This window comes from Bacillus sp. JJ1562, assembly GCF_036962705.1.
GTDB lineage: Bacteria > Bacillota > Bacilli > Bacillales > Bacillaceae_L > Ferdinandcohnia.
The window spans coordinates 238,720-258,434 of record NZ_JBALOQ010000013.1 but is presented as its reverse complement, the minus strand read 5'-3'; the positions used below and the strand labels follow the sequence as shown (position 1 = coordinate 258,434).

At 38.0% G+C, this 19,715-nt stretch carries 18 protein-coding genes and 1 riboswitch; of the genes, 17 read left to right on the top strand and 1 reads right to left on the bottom strand.

Translation table 11 applies throughout. The features are described 5' to 3' along the window. Positions 1–40 precede the first annotated feature (40 nt). From V7097_RS08770 to V7097_RS08725, 10 genes are all read left to right on the top strand, one after another. Positions 41–2,401 carry an endonuclease MutS2 gene (locus V7097_RS08770; protein ID WP_335703223.1) on the top strand — a complete coding sequence of 787 codons (2,361 nt, stop codon included), beginning with the start codon at positions 41–43 and terminating at the stop codon, positions 2,399–2,401. Positions 2,402–2,441: 40 nt separating this feature from the next. Further along, positions 2,442–2,861 (top strand): DUF350 domain-containing protein, encoded by a 420-nt coding sequence (locus V7097_RS08765; protein WP_335703222.1) that lies wholly within the window; start codon positions 2,442–2,444, stop codon positions 2,859–2,861. A 281-nt stretch (positions 2,862–3,142) separates the two neighbouring features. Then, complete coding sequence (locus V7097_RS08760) at positions 3,143–4,831, top strand: AMP-binding protein (protein WP_335703221.1); 1,689 nt, start codon at positions 3,143–3,145, stop codon at positions 4,829–4,831. Between the two features lie 215 nt (positions 4,832–5,046). Next, on the top strand, positions 5,047–5,637 hold the full coding sequence (locus tag V7097_RS08755; RefSeq protein WP_335703220.1) for a TetR/AcrR family transcriptional regulator: 591 nt from the start codon (positions 5,047–5,049) through the stop codon (positions 5,635–5,637). 298 nt (positions 5,638–5,935) lie between these two features. Further along, positions 5,936–6,709: an enoyl-CoA hydratase gene (locus V7097_RS08750; RefSeq protein ID WP_335703219.1), complete on the top strand. Its 774-nt coding sequence runs from the start codon at positions 5,936–5,938 to the stop codon at positions 6,707–6,709. Between the two features lie 78 nt (positions 6,710–6,787). Beyond that, entirely contained in the window at positions 6,788–7,564 is a 777-nt protein-coding gene (locus V7097_RS08745; RefSeq protein ID WP_335703218.1) for an electron transfer flavoprotein subunit beta/FixA family protein, read from the top strand. A 63-nt stretch (positions 7,565–7,627) separates the two neighbouring features. Then, complete coding sequence (locus V7097_RS08740) at positions 7,628–8,605, top strand: electron transfer flavoprotein subunit alpha/FixB family protein (protein ID WP_335703217.1); 978 nt, start codon at positions 7,628–7,630, stop codon at positions 8,603–8,605. Positions 8,606–8,984: 379 nt separating this feature from the next. Further along, on the top strand, positions 8,985–9,299 hold the full coding sequence (gene trxA, locus V7097_RS08735; protein WP_335703216.1) for a thioredoxin: 315 nt from the start codon (positions 8,985–8,987) through the stop codon (positions 9,297–9,299). 172 nt (positions 9,300–9,471) lie between these two features. Beyond that, entirely contained in the window at positions 9,472–11,244 is a 1,773-nt protein-coding gene (uvrC, locus tag V7097_RS08730) for an excinuclease ABC subunit UvrC (RefSeq protein WP_335703215.1), read from the top strand. A 66-nt stretch (positions 11,245–11,310) separates the two neighbouring features. Continuing rightward, positions 11,311–11,488: riboswitch (Lysine riboswitch) on the top strand. 86 nt (positions 11,489–11,574) lie between these two features. Continuing rightward, the gene (locus V7097_RS08725) at positions 11,575–12,819 is read left to right on the top strand and encodes an aspartate kinase (RefSeq protein ID WP_335703214.1); all 1,245 of its coding nucleotides are present in this window, start codon (positions 11,575–11,577) and stop codon (positions 12,817–12,819) included. Positions 12,820–12,906: 87 nt separating this feature from the next. On the opposite strand, the gene V7097_RS08720 is transcribed toward V7097_RS08725, so the two are convergent. After that, positions 12,907–13,362 (bottom strand): YslB family protein, encoded by a 456-nt coding sequence (locus tag V7097_RS08720; protein WP_335703213.1) that lies wholly within the window; start codon positions 13,360–13,362, stop codon positions 12,907–12,909. Between the two features lie 388 nt (positions 13,363–13,750). Between V7097_RS08720 and V7097_RS08715 the strand changes: the two genes are divergently transcribed. The 7 genes from V7097_RS08715 to racE all read left to right on the top strand — a co-directional run bounded on the left by V7097_RS08715 (position 13,751) and on the right by racE (position 19,471). Further along, the gene (locus tag V7097_RS08715; RefSeq protein WP_335703212.1) at positions 13,751–14,359 is read left to right on the top strand and encodes a succinate dehydrogenase cytochrome b558 subunit; all 609 of its coding nucleotides are present in this window, start codon (positions 13,751–13,753) and stop codon (positions 14,357–14,359) included. Between the two features lie 72 nt (positions 14,360–14,431). Next, entirely contained in the window at positions 14,432–16,192 is a 1,761-nt protein-coding gene (gene sdhA, locus V7097_RS08710) for a succinate dehydrogenase flavoprotein subunit (protein ID WP_335703211.1), read from the top strand. A 1-nt stretch (position 16,193) separates the two neighbouring features. Beyond that, positions 16,194–16,952 carry a succinate dehydrogenase iron-sulfur subunit gene (sdhB, locus tag V7097_RS08705; protein ID WP_335703210.1) on the top strand — a complete coding sequence of 253 codons (759 nt, stop codon included), beginning with the start codon at positions 16,194–16,196 and terminating at the stop codon, positions 16,950–16,952. 168 nt (positions 16,953–17,120) lie between these two features. Further along, positions 17,121–17,585, top strand: coding sequence for an acyl-CoA thioesterase (locus V7097_RS08700; protein WP_335703209.1), 465 nt, complete (start codon positions 17,121–17,123; stop codon positions 17,583–17,585). A gap of 166 nt (positions 17,586–17,751) precedes the next feature. Further along, positions 17,752–17,976 carry a spore germination transcription factor GerE gene (gerE, locus tag V7097_RS08695; protein ID WP_010678342.1) on the top strand — a complete coding sequence of 75 codons (225 nt, stop codon included), beginning with the start codon at positions 17,752–17,754 and terminating at the stop codon, positions 17,974–17,976. A 231-nt stretch (positions 17,977–18,207) separates the two neighbouring features. Then, positions 18,208–18,666, top strand: coding sequence for a MarR family winged helix-turn-helix transcriptional regulator (locus V7097_RS08690; protein ID WP_335703208.1), 459 nt, complete (start codon positions 18,208–18,210; stop codon positions 18,664–18,666). Positions 18,667–18,676: 10 nt separating this feature from the next. Then, positions 18,677–19,471 carry a glutamate racemase gene (gene racE, locus V7097_RS08685; protein ID WP_335703207.1) on the top strand — a complete coding sequence of 265 codons (795 nt, stop codon included), beginning with the start codon at positions 18,677–18,679 and terminating at the stop codon, positions 19,469–19,471. The last annotated feature ends 244 nt before the right edge of the window (positions 19,472–19,715 follow it).

The window sequence follows — 19,715 nt, the reverse complement described above, 5'->3', positions numbered from 1 at the left end:
GTTGATGTTGAAGCAGTTGGTGCAAGAAGGGAGTTACAGCATGCAACCACGGGTTTTAAAGGTACTAGAGTTTGATAAAGTAAAGGAGCAGCTCAAACAGCATGTCTCCTCCTCTTTAGGAAGAGAAAAGATAGATAAAATGACCCCGTCCACAAATGTTGAGGAGGTTATTTTTCTACAGGAACAAACAGATGAAGCTGCAAAGGTATTGCGTTTAAAAGGAAATGTTCCACTTGGTGGATTAACAGATATTAGAGCCTCCATTAAGCGTGCTAGCATCGGTGGAGCTCTGAATACAATGGAGCTATTAGATATTGCAGGCACTATTTATGCTGGGCGACAGATGAGGAAATTTATTGAGGGCATGATTGAGGATGATATTCTTTTACCTATTCTAGGGGAACTTGTTACAAGCATTACTCCCTTATTTGAACTTGAGCAAAAAATAAATAACTGTATTGATGATAATGGAGTCGTCATGGATGGCGCAAGTGACAAATTGCGTGGAATCCGACAGCAGCTGCGAAGCAGTGAAGCAAGAATCAGGGAAAAGCTTGAGCATATTATTCGTTCATCATCCGCCGGGAAAACACTATCGGATGCGATTATTACGATTCGAAATGATCGATATGTAATCCCGGTAAAACAAGAATACCGTGGGACATATGGTGGGATCGTTCATGACCAATCCTCTTCAGGTGCTACATTATTTATTGAACCACAATCAGTGGTCGAGCTTAATAATGTATTGCAGGAGGCAAGGGTAAGAGAAAAACAAGAAATCGATCGAATTTTACTTGAGCTATCAAATGAGGTAGCAGTCGAAGCAGAATCACTGTATCAAAATGTGGAGACACTCGGAGAGCTTGATTTTATGTTCACAAAAGCGGGCTACAGTAAAAAAATAAAAGGCTCGAAACCGAAAATTAATGGGAATGGCTATGTTTTAATTAAAAAAGGCCGCCATCCTTTAATAGACCCACAAGTAGTAGTTCCAAATGATATTGAGCTTGGTAAGGAATATACTTCGATCGTTATAACAGGTCCAAATACTGGTGGTAAAACCGTCACAATAAAAACAATTGGTTTATTAACGATTATGGCACAATCAGGTCTGCAAATTCCTGCACAGGAAGAGTCAGAGATTGCTGTTTTTGAATCCGTGTATGCTGATATCGGTGACGAACAGTCCATTGAACAAAGCTTGAGTACGTTTTCATCCCATATGGTAAATATTGTGGATATTTTAAACCGGGTCGATGAAAATAGCTTGGTTCTGTTTGATGAATTAGGGGCAGGAACCGATCCGCAGGAAGGGGCTGCGCTTGCAATCTCAATTCTTGATGAAGTCTATAACAGAGGTGCTAGGGTAATAGCGACATCTCATTATCCAGAGCTTAAAGCATATGGATACAATCGAGAAGGAGTTATAAATGCAAGTGTCGAATTCGATATAGAAACATTGAGCCCAACATATAAGCTATTAATTGGGGTCCCAGGTCGAAGTAATGCATTCGAAATTTCGAAACGTCTTGGTCTTTCGGATACGATTATTAGCTTAGCGAAAAATCATATTAGCTCAGAAACCAACACAGTTGAGAATATGATTGCCTCCTTAGAAAAAAGTAAAAAGGATGCAGAGCATGAGCTTGAAGAAGCAGAAGATATCCGCAAACAAGCAGAAAAACTTCATAAGCAGCTTCAAGAGCAAATTATCGATCTTAATGAACAACGTGATAAATTATATGAAAAAGCGGAACAAAAAGCAGCTGAAACAATCAATCATGCAAAAGCTGAAGCAGAAGAAGTCATTCGTGATTTACGTAAAATGAAGCTTGAGCAACAATCGCTTGTAAAAGAACATCAATTAATTGATGCAAAAAAGCGCTTGGAAAATGCTGTGCCAAAGCTTACTGATAAAACGAATAAACAATCTGTCGCTACGAAAATGATAAGGAAACTGGTTCCTGGTGACGAAGTGAAGGTGATTAGCCTAAATCAAAAGGGGCATCTAATCGACAAGGCAGGAAATAATGAATGGCAGGTCCAAATCGGGATCTTAAAGATGAAAGTTAAAGAAAAAGATATCGAGTTTGTGAGCAGCCCGAAACCAGTGGAAACAAAACCGCTCGCAACAGTAAGAGGAAAAGATTATCATGTGAGTCTTGAGCTTGACCTACGGGGAGAACGTTTTGAAAATGCATTATTAAGAGTGGAAAAATACATTGATGACGCATTGCTTGCAGGGTATCCACGAGTTTCCATTATCCATGGAAAAGGAACGGGTGCTCTAAGGCAGGGAGTTCAAGAATACCTGAAAAATCACCGCTCCGTAAAATCAACTAGATTTGGGGTAGCTGGAGAAGGTGGAACAGGCGTCACAGTTGTTGAACTAAAATAATCTTGTAATACAGTGTAATCTCTAATAGGGAGAGAAGATGATGGATCAATTTTGGGACAATGAATATGTGTTAACAGCTGCTAACTACAGTGTCGTAATACTGTGTATGGTTCTATTTATGGCCATATTTGAATTGGTTACTAAGTATAAAAATTGGGAAGAAATCCAAAACGGTAACCTATCAGTTGCAATGGCAACCGGAGGGAAAATCTTCGGAATCGCAAATATATTCCGCTATTCCATCCAAAATCATGACTCATTATTCGTCATGATCGGCTGGGGTGTATTTGGATTCTTCCTCCTCTTGATCGGCTACTTTGTGTTTGAATTTTTAACTCCAAAATTCAACATCGATGTTGAAATACAACAAGATAATCGCGCAGTAGGGCTCATATCCATGATTATATCAGTGGGACTCTCTTATGTAATCGGCGCAGGGATTGGAAATGGTGGTTTTTAAATTATGGAAAAGCTAGCGAAAATTTTGTTAGTTGTAAGTGGAATCTTTGTTATCATCGGAATACTGTACCTAGTTTTATAAGTTTAAGGGCTGATTGGAAGTACCATCAGCCCTATTTTTTTGTCGTAAATTAGACCTAAAACAGCAAACACAATACATGAATCTAATTGTCACGGAATATTCATTATACTATAATGAATATAAATGGTTTGAAAATTCAAACTGACTTTTGAATACGTCTTCGTATTCGCAGGCACAAAATTTATAAGGGAGGTTTTAGGATGGAGTTTGAAAGGCCGTGGTTAGCCAATTATCCGGAGGAAATTCCACATGAACTTGAATACGAAAACATTCCAGTTCAAACGTATTTGAAACGAACAGCAAATGAATTTCATGCGAAGACTGCAGTTCATTTTCAAGGAAAAGAATTAACTTTTTCGCAAGTGTACGAAGAATCTTTGAAGCTTGCAAACTATTTAGTGGAACAAGGCATTAAAAAGGGAGACCGTATTGCCATCATGTTGCCTAACTGTCCACAGGGTGTTATTGCCTATTATGGTGTACTATTTTCTGGTGCAATTGTTGTCCAGACAAATCCTTTGTATACAGAAAGAGAACTTGAATATCATCTAAAGGATTCAGGTTCGAAAGCAATCATTACATTGGATATCCTTTTTCCACGTGTCTCAAAAGTGAAAGCGCTAACACAACTTGAGCACATCATTGTGACAGAAATTAAAGAATATCTACCCTTCCCTAAAAATTTGATTTATCCTTTCATTCAAAAGAAACAATATGGAATTGTAGTAAAAGTTGAACACGAGGGAACGAATCACTTACTAAGAGAAATTATTAAGAATTCGGAAGCAAAAGAAATCGAAATTGAGATTGATCCTGAAGAAGACCTGGCATTGTTACAATATACAGGGGGAACTACAGGTTTTCCAAAGGGCGTAATGCTAACACATCGAAATTTGGTAGCAAATACATTAATGTGTTCAAAATGGATGTATAAATGTAAAAAAGGAGAAGAGACCGTTTTAGGGATTTTGCCATTTTTCCATGTATACGGGATGACGACCGTGTTAAACCTTTCAATTATGATGGCAGCAAAAATGATCCTGTTGCCAAAATTCGATGCAGGTGACACATTAAAAACAATTCATAAACTGAGACCCACTTTATTCCCAGGGGCACCAACTATGTACATTGGGCTATTGAATCATCCTGACCTTAAAAAATATGATTTATCCTCAATTGATTCTTGTATTAGTGGTTCAGCAGCATTGCCACTTGAAGTTCAAGAACAGTTTGAAAAAATAACAGGTGGAAAACTTGTAGAAGGATATGGTTTATCGGAAGCCTCACCTGTAACGCATGCGAACTTACTTTGGGGTCATCGGATAAATGGTAGTATCGGATTACCATGGCCAGACACTGATGCAGCTGTGCTTTCCATGGAAACGGGAGAGCCTGCAGAATTTGGTGAAATTGGAGAAATCGCGGTAAAAGGTCCTCAGGTTATGAGAGGATATTGGAATAATCCAGATGAAACTGAGGCAACATTCCGGAATGGCTGGTTATTAACAGGTGACTTGGGCTATATGGATGAGGACGGATATTTCTATGTAGTAGATCGCAAAAAGGATATGATCAATGCGGGTGGATTTAATATTTACCCACGAGAAGTTGAGGAAGTTCTTTTTGAACATGAAAAGATTCAAGAGGCTGTTGTTGCGGGAATTCCTGATCCATATCGTGGTGAAACAGTTAAGGCATATGTTGTATTAAAAGAAGGTCAGCAATGCACAGAAGAGGAACTTGATACACATTGCCGTAAACATCTGGCTGCTTATAAAGTTCCGAGAGTATATGAATTTAGAAAAGAATTACCTAAAACAATCGTTGGAAAAGTACTGCGACGAGTATTAGTGGATGAAGAAAAGGAAAAACTAACAAAAATCAATTAATAATTAGGACGATCAGCTCTAAAGACATCTATGTAAAAACATAAGATATTTGTCGAGCCAGACGTAAGCCTATGGCTCTTTTTTCTATTAAAATAAAAAAGAGCGAACGGGAAACAAGTCAAATTACATAAGATAATCTTGACAGTTGTTCCATTTGGTTTTATTATAGAATTATGAATGACTATTCATTCATTTTTCTGAAAGGAAGTAAGATCTTGAAAAATACAAAACCAAAATACAAGCAAATCATAGACGCAGCGGTAGTTGTCATTGCAGAAAATGGCTATCATCAATCCCAGGTCTCAAGAATTGCTAAACAAGCAGGCGTGGCAGACGGCACGATTTATCTTTATTTTAAAAACAAAGAAGATATTCTTGTTTCGTTATTCCAAGAAAAGATGGGCGAATTTATTGAAAAAATTGATGCTGAAATAGCAGGAAAATCGAGTGCGGCAGAGAAGTTATTAACATTAGTAGAAAAACATTTTGAGCTTTTATCTGCCGATCATCACCTTGCAATCGTTACACAGCTTGAATTAAGACAATCAAATAAGGAATTACGTCACCGAATTAATGAAGTCCTAAAAGGATACTTAAGCACAATCGACTCCATTATCCAATTTGGGAAAGAAAACGGTGAGTTTAATCCAAACCTTGATGTTCGGTTGGCAAGACAAATGATATTTGGCTCAATTGATGAAACAGCAACCACATGGGTCATGAATGAACAAAAATATGATTTGCCTACCTTGGCAAAAGATGTTCATGCCTTATTAGTGAATGGTTGTGGGAAGATACACCTCTAGTTATTAACTTTATTCAGCAGGGGTCCCTAAACTATATAGAGGTACCAAAATGCAATAAGGATAAACAACATGTCTTGGGGTTCAAACCTTGGCTGAATAAAGTTAAAGCCTCAGGCGGATGCCACGATTTTTCAAAGGAAATTTTTCGAGCATAAGATCAAAGACTAAGTACGCCACTTCATGTGGCAACGTCTTTGTGACCCACCTCGTTTGGGCCTAAAAAAATCGGGCGCAAATACGCTAAGGCGCATTTGATTGAGGTGTGTTACATACATATACATAATTAGGAGGGATGCAGATGGAGTTTTTAAAAGTGAAAATAGATGAGTGTATCGCCACTATTGCCTTTAATCGTCCTCCAGCAAATGCATTATCAACTGCTGTTTTGAAAGAGCTTACAAGCTTACTGGAAACAATAGAGTCTAATGATGCTGTACGAGTGTTGGTTATTCATGGCGAAGGGAGATTCTTCTCTGCAGGGGCTGATATAAAAGAGTTTACAACAATTAATTCTGGTGAAGAATTTTCAAATCTTGCTAGACAGGGTCAAAGCTTATTTGAAAGAATGGAACGATTCCCAAAACCGATTATTGCAAGTATACATGGAACAGCCTTAGGTGGTGGCCTAGAGTTAGCAATGGCATGTCACTTCCGTCTCGTAAGTGAAAAGGCAAAGCTTGGTTTACCTGAGTTGCAGTTAGGACTTATTCCTGGATTTGCGGGTACTGCACGGTTGCCGCGCTATGTGGGAGTTGCAAAAGCAGCTCAAATGCTTTGGACAAGTGACCCAATAAGCGGGATAGAAGCTGTCCAGTATGGATTGGCAAATCAGGCATTCCCTGAAGAAAGCCTTCATGAGGAAACATTGGCGATTGCAAAGAAAATTGCTCTGAAAAGCCCTGTCTCTATAAAAGCCTCTATTGAATTATTAAATTTAATGAAGACTGAACAATATGAAGCAACAGTTCAACGAGAGGCTGTATTATTTGGTGAAATGTTTGTTTCTCGCGATGGGCAAGAAGGAATATCTGCCTTCATTGAAAAACGTCAGCCAACGTTTAAAGGGAATTAATAGATAACTAGTTTTTATTATGGATTACAAGACTAATAGACTTTCACCATAAAGCACATTACCTTAGGAGGGAAACACATGAACATCTTTGTTATTTTGAAGAGAACATTTGATACAGAAGAAAAAATCGTTGTAAACAATGGACAAATCAGTGAAGATGGTGCTGAATTTATTATTAACCCATATGACGAATATGCGGTTGAAGAAGCAATCCGACTTCGTGACGCAAACGGTGGAGAAGTAACAGTTGTAACAGTTGCTACGACTGATGAAGCCGATAAAGAATTACGTACAGCATTAGCAATGGGTGCTGATAAAGCCGTAATGATTAATACAGAAGATGATCTCGAAGATGGAGACCAGTTTACAACTGCAAAAATTTTAGCTGAATATTTAAAAGATAAGGATGCCGATCTCATTTTAGGTGGTAATGTGGCAATCGATGGAGGCTCAGGTCAGGTAGGTCCACGTGTTGCAGAAATTTTAGATATTCCTTATGTAACAACAATTACAAAACTTGAGATTGACGGTTCAAAAGTAACTGTAGTCAGAGATGTTGAAGGAGACTCTGAGGTTATTGAGACTTCTTTACCATTACTTGTAACTTGTCAACAAGGTTTAAATGAGCCTCGCTACCCGTCTTTACCTGGAATTATGAAAGCGAAGAAAAAGCCACTTGATGAGCTAGAGTTAGATGATTTAGATCTAGATGAAGGTGATGTAGAAGCAAAAACAAAAACAATTGAAATCTATCTTCCACCTAAAAAAGAAGCTGGTAGAGTGCTTGAAGGTGAGTTAGAAGATCAGGTCAAAGAATTAGTATCACTTCTTCATAATGAAGCAAAGGTCGTATAACTTAATCGTAGTTTTTGTATCCGATTTCAAAAATTACTCAACTAATCTAGGGGGTTACGCATAATGTCAAGAAAAGTTTTAGTTCTAGGGGAAGCACGTGATGGTGCGTTACGTAACGTATCTTTTGAAGCTATTGCGGCCGGGAAAACAGTAGCAGAAGGTGGCGAGGTAGTTGCAGTTTTAGTTGGTGATTCTGTAAACTCATTAGCAAATGAATTAATCCATTATGGTGCAGACAGAGTTGTAACTGTAGAAGATGCAAAATTAGGTTCATATACTCCGGATGGCTACTCACAAGCCTTACTAGCTGCAATTGATGCCGAATCACCAGAGGGTTTAGTATTTGGACACACAGCATTAGGTAAGGACCTATCACCAAAAATTGCAGGTAAACTCAATTCAGGTTTGATTTCAGACGTAATGGCTATTGAAATTGCTGGTGGAAACATTGTCTTTACTCGTCCAATTTATTCAGGTAAAGCATTTGAAAAGAAAATTGTGACGGACGGATTAATGATTGCAAGTGTTCGTCCAAACAATATTTCCCCACTTGAAAAAGACGAGTCACGTTCTGGAGAAGTTTCTTCTCTAGCAGTTGACATTAAAGATTTACGTACAATTGTAAAAGAAGTTGTGCGGAAGGCAACTGAAGGTGTTGACTTGTCTGAAGCGAAGGTTGTGATTGCAGGCGGACGTGGAGTGAAAAGTGCTGAGGGGTTTGAACCATTAAAAGAATTAGCAACAGTTCTTGGTGGAGCTGTAGGTGCTTCCCGCGGTGCATGTGATGCTGATTACTGTGACTACTCCCTTCAAATTGGTCAAACTGGTAAGGTTGTAACGCCAGACCTATATATTGCTTGTGGGATCTCGGGAGCAATCCAGCACTTAGCCGGAATGTCAAACTCTAAAGTTATCGTTGCTATCAACAAAGATCCAGAAGCAAACATCTTCAAGGTTGCGGACTATGGAATTGTTGGAGACCTTTTTGAAGTAGTTCCAATGCTTACGCAAGAGTTTAAAAAATTAAAAGTAAATGCATAATGTGAAGTGAAGCGAGCTAATTAGCTCGCTTTAATTTAGGGGAATTTTTCTATTTTACCTTTTTAAAAAATATGGTATACTAATCAAGCGATGAGCTGAATTGCATAAGTCGAGTTGACACGCCTATCGGCAAGGCACTATGTGGAGTGCTGTTACTCGCCGCAATACGCAAAAAAGACGTCCTTCTGGGCGTCTTTTTCTATATGTCACCTTCTGTTTCCATACATATCAGGTGAAAAAAATGGGTAAGATGATGACGTATGATAGATCTGTTCAAAAAGCATTTTCTTTTTGAATGCAAATCATTCGTAAATTTAAAAATGAGATGTTATACTCTTTGTAGAATTTCAAAGTTGTAATTTATTTAGGAGGGGTTAAAATGGCTATTACAAACGTAACAGATCAAAGTTTTGACACAGCAACAAAAGAAGGATTAGTTTTAGCAGACTTCTGGGCACCTTGGTGTGGACCATGTAAGATGATTGCTCCAGTATTAGAAGAATTAGATACTGAAATTGGAGATAAAGTGAAAATCGTTAAACTTGATGTAGATGATAACCAAGAAACAGCAGCTAAGTTTGGCGTAATGAGCATCCCAACTTTACTTGTATTCAAAAACGGTGAAGTTGTAGATAAAGTAGTTGGCTACCAACCAAAAGAAGCATTAGCTGAAAGACTTGCTAACCATTATTAATCATTAAAACAGCCGCCATCGGCTGTTTTTTTGTTTGCTCTTATTTAAACAACGGAATTCCTTTTATTTCACATACAACTTCTCCGAAAAAATGTTACAATATAATGTACGACTTAACTGGGCGCAGATGCACCAAAGTATATTAGATTTTATAACAGATGGAGTGGTAAATATGCACGATCATCTTAAAGAGAAATTAGCAATACTACCGGACCAGCCTGGTTGTTATTTAATGAAAGACAGGCAAGGGACCATTATTTATGTGGGAAAAGCGAAAGTATTAAAGAATCGTGTCCGGTCTTATTTTACAGGGTCGCATGATGGGAAAACCTTGAGACTTGTAAATGAAATTGAGGACTTTGAATATATCGTAACATCTTCAAATATTGAAGCTCTGCTACTAGAAATCAACTTAATAAAAAAGCATGATCCGAAATATAATATTATGTTAAAGGATGACAAGACATATCCTTTTATTAAAATTACCGCTGAGAAACATCCTCGTTTGTTGATAACACGAAAAGTTAAGAAGGATAAAGGGAAATATTTTGGCCCGTACCCGAACGTCCAAGCAGCAAATGAAACAAAAAAGCTATTAGATCGGATTTATCCTTTACGAAAATGTTCGACTCTACCAGATAAGGTTTGTTTGTATTATCATATTGGTCAATGTCTTGCTCCTTGTGTGAATGAAGTATCTGATGAAACAAATAAAAAAATGGTAGACGATATCATACGTTTTCTTAATGGTGGATATAAAGAAATCAAGCATGAGTTAACTGAAAAAATGCTAAAAGCTTCGGAAGAACTAGATTTTGAGAGAGCGAAAGAATACCGCGATCAAATCACAAATATCGAAACAACGATGGAAAAACAGAAAATGACGATGACCGATTTTATTGATCGTGATGTATTCGGTTATTCCTATGATAAAGGTTGGATGTGTGTTCAAGTCTTTTTCATTCGTCAAGGTAAATTAATAGAGAGGGATGTTTCATTATTCCCATTTTATAATGAGCCAGAACAAGATTTCTTAACATTCCTGGGACAATTCTATTTGAAAGAAAATCATTTTAAACCAAAAGAAGTTCTACTTCCTAGTTCGATTGATCATGAGATTGCTGAGCAATTACTAGAGGTAAATGTACAACAGCCAAGTCGTGGGAAGAAAAAACAACTAGTTGACTTGGCAAGGAAAAATGCCAAAATCGCTTTAACGGAGAAATTTGCTCTGATTGAGCGTGATGAAGATCGGACAATCAAGGCAGTAGAAAACTTAGGTCAAAGATTGGGAATATACACCCCCCATCGGATTGAGGCATTTGATAACTCGAATATCCAAGGGACAGACCCTGTTTCAGCAATGATTGTTTTTACGGACGGAAAACCGGATAAAAAGGAATATAGAAAATATAAAATTAAATCGGTGCAAGGTCCTGATGATTATGAATCAATGAGGGAGGTTGTGCGGAGAAGATACAGCCGCGCTCTCAAAGAAAACCTTCCATTACCAGATCTTATAGTCATTGACGGAGGAAAAGGTCATCTTGCTGCAGTAAGGGATATTATAGAAAATGAGCTAGGTTTAGAAATCCCGTTAGCAGGACTTGCGAAGGATGATAAGCATAGAACTTCAGAGTTGTTGATTGGGGACCCACCTGAAATTGTGGAACTTCCAAGAAATAGCCAGGAGTTTTATCTTCTTCAACGGATTCAAGATGAAGTGCACCGCTTTGCCATTACCTTCCATCGCCAAGTTCGTGGAAAAAGTGCCTTTCAATCTGCACTTGATGATATTCCAGGAGTCGGGGATAAGCGAAAGAAAGCATTGCTAAAGCATTTTGGTTCAATCAAGAGAATGAAGGAAGCAAGCATAGAGGAAATCCAACAAGCCAATATTCCTCGGCCAACCGCTGAAGCCATCTTTGAAAAATTAAAGGAATAGGCGTTGCTATTTTGAAAATACTCTGATATAATCCTTAATAATATAATATACACTTCAATACGTTGAAGTGATGATAGAGGAGCGAGCTTTATCAGTATGCAATTGGAGGGGAATGAGCCCCTATGATTATTGCAGAAAGGAAAGTTCGCCGAAGTGAAAAAGGCCTCATACCTTTTTTGCTGGTCTTATGTTTAAGAGACGTAAGATTGTCAAGATGAGTTAATCTTGGAGAGCTATCTCACGATGTGACACGTTTTTTGTTTACGTATATCACAGCAATGAGATAATCTCATTGCTGTTTTTTATTATATTCAGAAAGAGGTTGAGGGCATGGGGATCATCGTACAAAAATTTGGAGGCACCTCAGTAGGGTCACCGGATAGAATTAAAAATGTTGCTAATCGTGTTATTCAAGAAGTGCAAGCAGGGAACCAAGTTGTGGTTGTTGTATCAGCAATGGGTAAAACAACAGATCAGCTAGTAAGCTTAGCAAATGAAATTACAAACTCGCCAAGCAAACGCGAGATGGATATGTTGTTAAGTACAGGTGAACAAGTAACAATCGCCCTTTTATCAATGGCAATTCAGGAAAAGGGGTATGAATCTGTATCTTACACTGGCTGGCAGGCTGGTATTGAAACTGAGGCTATACATAGTAATGCCCGCATTGAAAATATTGAAGTTTCAAGAGTAAGCGATCGTCTAAAAGAAGGGAAAATCGTTGTCGTTGCAGGATTCCAGGGAATCAGTGGCTCTGGAGATATAACGACTCTTGGACGGGGTGGGTCTGATACAACTGCAGTTGCACTAGCAGCAGCATTGAATGCGGACAAATGTGATATCTACACAGATGTAACAGGTGTATATACGACGGATCCTCGTGTTGTTCCATCTGCACGTAAACTTCATTCCATTTCCTATGATGAAATGCTGGAGCTTGCAAACCTAGGTGCGGGTGTACTTCACCCACGTGCAGTTGAATTTGCGAAAAACTTTGAAATGCCGCTTGAAGTTCGATCAAGCTTAGAGCTAGAAAATGGAACCATAATTGAGGAGGAAGTTTCGATGGAAAAGAATCTCGTTGTCAGGGGAATTGCTTTCGAAGACCAGATCACAAGGGTAAGAGTATCTGGATTACCAAATGAATTACACACACTTTCAACCATCTTTGGCACACTTGCAAAGAATGGTTTAAACGTAGATATCATCATTCAAAACACGACAGATCAAAATCATACAAATATTTCATTTTCAATTAAAACACCAGATTTACGCGACACTCTTGCTGTTTTAGAAAATAACAAGGATTTATTAAAATATGAGAGTATTCAGCATGAAGATGGTTTAGCGAAGGTTTCAATTGTTGGCTCTGGAATGGTTTCAAACCCAGGGGTTGCGGCTGATATGTTCCAAGTACTTGCACAAGAAAACATTGAAGTAAAAATGGTAAGTACATCTGAAATCAAAGTTTCAACTGTTGTTGATCAAGGAAGCATGGTTCTTGCGGTTGAAGCATTACATGATTCATTTAATTTAGCAGTGGTTGAAGAAGAAAAAGCAAAAGTCAAACTATAATTTGATGCATAGCGGGGCGTTCAAAGATAAATCTTGTTTTTGGGCGCCCATTTCTATATAAAAAGCCTGCACGTATTGTGCAGACTCTTATTCTTCAGTAATGTCTTTTTGATCCCATTTTACCGTGAAGATGATTTTTTTTGCTCGTCTTTTTTGTTGTTCATAGCTTTCAGTGATTCGATTTTTCTGTTGTTGAATTTGTTGAGCAAGAAAACCAGATTCAAGTTGGAATGTACAAATATCCTTTCGTTTAAAACGAGAAGACACGATCGTTCCATCTAAATGGAATTCAATAGAATTCTTATCCGAACGCTCTACCGTTAGGTCTCCCCATCCAGCATCATGAAAAAACGAAATAATTTCTTCAATTGTTGGTAAGGGGAATTTACGGGCAAGATTTTTTCCAGCCCAGTATAGAATCTGTGGAGTTTCTTTGCCAAGTAAATCAGGTATTAAAATTTCACGTATAAGTTCATAACCAAAAACAGAAACGGTCTGTTCACTTGAATTTACACTTTGTTCATTGATGTTAATGTTCTTCACTGCATTCCCCTCTTTCTCCATTCTTTATTATAAACTATCGGGGATAAGAAACACATGAATTTTTTTGTTTCTTTTTGTCATATTAGATCAATTTGTATTTCAGGTAGATAGAAACAAAAGTGTCCAAATATTATCAGATTCATGAATAATTTGTGGACGTGTTTCCTTGACGCTCTTGCTAGATGGGAGTAAAATGAACTTGTTACATTATACTGATAAAAGAAAATTGTGCCTACACTTGTCTTTTTATCTATGAAAAAAGCATTTTGTAGTTTACTGCAAGGGTTTTCAATTGTCAGTTTTTATTTCGTCCTAATACATAATTTTGGGGATGAGGAATGAAAAGGAGTGCCTAAAAGGTGCGGTTTATTATTAAGGGGGGTAAAGTATGGCTGGTAATCGTGAGTTTTTTAATCGCAGGCTCCATTCATTATTAGGTGTAATCCCTGTAGGGGTGTTCTTAATTCAACACTTAGTTGTGAATAACTTTGCGACAAGAGGAGAAGAAGCATTTAACAGTGCTGCTGACTTTATGGGGAGTCTCCCATTTAGACTATTTTTAGAAACTTTTATTATCTATTTACCATTACTATTTCACGCGATTTACGGTCTATATATTGCCTTTACTGCAAAGAACAATGTGAGTAGATACGGCTTTTTCCGTAACTGGATGTTCTTCTTACAACGTATATCCGGAATCATTACTCTAATTTTTCTAGCATGGCATGTATGGCAAACACGTATTCAAGCGGCTTTGGGGACACAAGTTGACTTCAATATGATGGAGGAAATCTTGAGTTCACCAGCAATGCTTGTTTTCTATCTTGTTGGTGTAATTTCCACAATTTTCCATTTCTCAAATGGTCTTTGGTCATTTGCCGTAAGTTGGGGACTAACAATAACTCCTCGTTCTCAACAAATTGCAACATATGTAACAATCATTATTTTTATTGCATTATCATACGTAGGTGTTACGACAATTTTTGCTTTCGTTTAAGAATTTGAAAATTAGAACGTTCACAGTTTTTTATACAAGATGAACGATCTCTTTATTGGGGAGTGAGTTACTTTGAGTCAAGGAAAAGTTATCGTAGTTGGTGGTGGATTAGCTGGTTTAATGGCTACCATCAAGGCTGCTGAAGAAGGAACACAAGTTGATTTATTTTCACTCGTACCTGTAAAACGATCACACTCAGTTTGTGCTCAAGGTGGGATTAACGGTGCGGTTAATACAAAAGGTGAAGGGGACTCTCCTTTGATCCACTTCGACGATACCGTATATGGTGGAGACTTCCTAGCAAACCAAAAGCCAGTTAAGGCAATGTGTGAAGCTGCACCAGGAATCATTCACCTAATGGACCGTATGGGAGTTATGTTTAACCGTACACCAGAAGGTTTACTTGATTTTCGTCGATTCGGTGGAACACAGCACCATCGTACTGCATTCGCGGGTGCAACAACTGGTCAACAATTGCTTTATGCATTAGATGAGCAAGTTCGTCGTCATGAGGTAGCAGGACTTGTAACGAAGTACGAAGGTTGGGAATTTTTAGGAATTATCCAGGACGATGAGGGGATTTGTCGTGGTATCGTAGGACAGAACCTTCAATCAATGGAAATTAAATCCTTCCCTGCTGATGCTGTTATCATGGCGTCTGGTGGTCCTGGAATTATCTTTGGTAAAACAACTAACTCAGTTATTAATACTGGTTCAGCTGCATCAATTGTGTACCAACAAGGTGCATATTATGCAAACGGTGAGTTTATTCAAATCCACCCAACTGCTATTCCTGGAGATGACAAACTTCGTCTAATGAGTGAATCTGCTCGTGGTGAAGGTGGACGAGTATGGACTTATAAAGATGGTAAGCCTTGGTACTTCTTAGAGGAAAAATATCCTGCATACGGAAACTTAGTTCCACGTGATATTGCAACACGTGAAATTTTCCACGTATGTGTAGATATGAAGCTAGGTATCAATGGTGAGAACATGGTATATCTTGATCTTTCTCATAAAGATCCAAAAGAGCTTGATATTAAATTAGGCGGAATTATTGAAATCTATGAAAAATTCATGGGTGATGATCCACGTAAAGTTCCAATGAAAATTTTCCCTGCTGTTCACTACTCAATGGGTGGACTATGGGTTGACGATCATCAACAAACAAATATCCCTGGTTTATTTGCTGCAGGTGAATGTGACTTTTCACAGCACGGTGCAAACCGCTTAGGTGCGAACTCATTATTATCAGCTATCTACGGTGGTATGGTTGCTGGACCTAACGCAGTTCATTACATCAAAGGACTTAAGAAAGGTACAGATTCCATTTCTTCAACTGTTTTCGATAGCCATGTAAAACAAGAGCAAGAAAAATGGGATAACATTATGTCAATGGATGGTACCGAAAATGCATACATCCTTCACAAAGAGCTTGGTGAGTGGATGACTGATAACGTAACAGTGGTTCGTTACAATGACAAGCTATTAAAGACAGATGAAAAAATTCAAGAGCTTATGGAACGTTATAAGAACATCAATATCAATGACACATCTAAGTGGAGCAACCAAGGTGCTACATTTACTCGTCAATTACAAAATATGCTTCAACTTGCACGTGTAATTACAATTGGTGCTTATAATCGTAACGAAAGCCGTGGTGCACACTATAAGCCTGACTTCCCTGATCGTAACGACGAGGATTTCTTAAAGACGACTATGGCTAAATTTACTGGTAATGATGCTGCGCCTGCATTCCATTATGAAGAAGTAGATACTTCATTAATCACACCACGTAAACGTGACTATTCAAAGAATAAGGAGGAAAAGTAATATGAGTGAAAAAACAGTTGAATTTCATGTTACTCGTCAGGATACTCCAGATTCTGATCCTTATGTCATTAAATTTAAGATACCATACCGTAAAAACATGAACGTTATTTCAGCTTTAATGGAATTTCGCCGTAATCCGATAGATGTTAATGGAAATCAAGTTGCCCCAATTACTTGGGACATGAACTGTTTAGAAGAAGTTTGCGGTGCTTGTTCAATGGTTATCAATGGCAAGCCACGTCAATCTTGTTCAGCACTTATTGACCAACTTGAACAACCGATTAAACTTGAACCAATGAAGACATTCCCAATTGTCCGTGACTTACAAATTGACCGTAGTAGAATGTTTGATTCATTGAAAAAAGTAAAAGCTTGGGTTCCGATCGACGGAACTTATGATTTGGGACCTGGTCCTCGTATGCCAGAAAAGAAACGTCAATGGGCATATGAATTATCAAAATGTATGACATGTGGTGTATGTCTAGAAGCATGTCCGAACGTTAACAGCAAATCTGAGTTCATTGGACCTGCTCCATTATCACAAGTTCGTTTATTCAACGCTCACCCAACTGGTGCTATGAATAAAGGAGAACGTTTAGAAACAATTATGGGAGATGGAGGCCTAGCAAACTGTGGTAACTCACAAAACTGTGTACAGTCTTGTCCTAAAGGTATTCCACTCACAACCTCAATTGCCGCTCTAAACAGAGATACTTCAATCCAAGCATTTAGAAATATGTTTGGTAGTGACCAAGTCTAATAGAAATGCGAAGCACTCCTTCATGTAAATGGAGGAGTGCTTTTTTACGAAGAGATTTTTCATTAAGGCGGTCAACTTTCAAGAAGTTTTGAAAAATCCTCTTTTTCCATTAGTTGAAGGCACCACTTTACCATGACCTGAATAATCTTATGTAAGGGAGCTATTGGAATGAAACATATTACGTATATCGATGATATTGAGACATGGGAGAATACATTTGATTTTTTCCAACCGATTCAAGTACGCTTTTCCGAAACAGATATGTTTGGACATTTAAATAACACTGTACCCTTCACTTACTTTGAGGAAGCAAGAATTCAATATTTTAATAAATTGGGTTTTATGCAAATATGGACCGACAAATCAAGCAAAGCAATCCCCGTGGTTGCAAGCCAACAATGTGATTATTTGAAACAAGTCTTTTTTGGTGACCAGCTTAAGCTGTATGTAAAAATAAATCAGCTTGGCAATTCCTCAATGGATATTCATTATATGGCGAAGAACAAAGAGGGAGCCATTAGTTTTGTCGGTAGGAGTACATTAGTTCAAATGTCCAAGCAAACAGGAAAAGGGGAACCATGGTCTGAAGAGATGAAGCATATGTTAAAAAAGCACCTAACCTATATTGTATGAGCAAAGTTGAACGGTAATACCAATACACTAAAAAATGGACGCGCAAAAGTCTACATATCAACCTTTTAACAGTCACCGCAACACTCTCCTTCTCATACTATATTGTGACTAAATATATACCCATCCAGTAGTTCAGCTCGAACCTTAGCAAGGAGGGTTACAATACTTGAAGGAGAAAGAGTTTCAACCAAAACCGCTACTAACAAAAAGAGAGAGAGAAGTTTTTGAATTACTAGTTCAAGACAAAACAACGAAAGATATCGCAAGTGAATTATTCATTAGCGAAAAAACAGTTCGTAACCACATTTCGAATGCGATGCAGAAGCTGGGAGTAAAGGGGCGTTCTCAAGCAGTTGTAGAGCTCCTTCGTATGGGAGAACTTGAACTTTAAGTATTACCGGCTACACTTTACACTGTAAGGTAGCCGGTTACTTATTTAAGAAGCAACTACATATTTCAAAATACTTGAACTTGCTTTTTACGCGAAAAAAGTAGAAAATAAGAATAATATAGTTTTTTTCCTGAAATGAAAAAGTTCTTACGGATGAGACAAATTCACTAACTGTGACACGAGAGAAAAACAGTTGGATTTTACACTAATACTTTACTAGGAGAGGATGTAATGACTGTTCAAGAGAGCAAAGACACAAAAGACTACCAAGTAATCGCAGATATCGAAAAATCTCTTCGTTTTATTTCCGGTTTACTCAAACAAAAAGGCCGTGAAATCCTAAATAACTTTACAATTACAACACCACAATTTATTGCCCTTCAGTGGTTGCTTGAACATGGAGATATGACAATTGGTGAATTATCAAATAAAATGTACTTAGCATGTAGCACAACAACCGATCTTGTTGATAGAATGGAAAAAAATAATCTTGTCATGCGTGTAAAAGATCCAAAAGATCGCCGTGTCGTTCGAATTCATTTACTTGAAGAAGGAGAGCGCATCATCGAGGAAGTTATTAAAAAAAGACAAGATTATTTACAAGAAATCATGGAAAATTTCTCTGAAATAGAAGTTATCCAACTAGAAAAAAGTCTAAAGAAATTACATCAAGAAATGCGAGTAGAATGAGGCGAAACGTTTGAAAAGACCAATCGGAATTATTGATTCCGGGGTGGGCGGTTTAACCGTTGCTCGGGAAATAATTAGACAATTACCAAATGAAGAAATCATATATTTAGGTGATAACGCAAGATGTCCGTATGGGCCAAGACCTAAAGAAGAAGTTCGTCAGTTTACATGGGAGCTGACGAACTATTTATTGTCACATGAAATTAAAATGCTTGTGATCGCCTGCAATACAGCAACCGCACTTGTATTGGATGAAATCCAAGCAGAGCTCTCCATCCCAGTAATCGGCGTTGTATACCCTGGAGCAAGGACCGCCCTGAAGGTAACTAAAAATAACTATGTTGGTGTCATCGGAACCGTCAACACAATTGCAAGTGGTGCATATGAGGATGCACTAAAATCAATCAACAATCAAATCCTTGTCGAAAGTCTCGCCTGCCCTCGATTTGTTCCGATTGTCGAATCAGGGGAGTTTGTTGGTGCAGAGGCTGAACAAATTGTAGCCGAATCACTTGAGGTTTTACAAGGCAAAGAAATCGACACCTTAATTCTTGGTTGTACCCATTATCCTCTCCTACGTGATACCATCCAAGCCTGTCTTGGAGATAGAATCCAACTCATTGATTCCGGGGCCGAAACAGCCCGTGAAGTCAGTACGGTATTATTCTATAGTGGATTATTAAATAAAAAGGCAAGGAAAAAGAACCACCTGTTCCTCACAACAGGCGAGAAAGAAATCTTCCAAGAAATCGCAACCAGCTGGTTTGAAGAACCGGTCTATAACGTGAAATCGATAAAGTTGTAAAAAGCGGAAAGTCCCTGGTGGGGCTTTTTTTGTTTTATTTTTATTAAGGGCTATTAACCAAATTTCTTATTTATTGGTAAAATATGTAAAAAAATTCACCAGCAGTGATAAAATCTTCATACTATGAGGGGAATCAAAGGTTAATCTTATCATCATGGTATGAAAAAAGTACAAGTGAAGGTAAGAAAAGTGTTCAATCATGCCCTCGCACTTCGTCCTGAACCCAAGTGAAGGTAAGAATAGT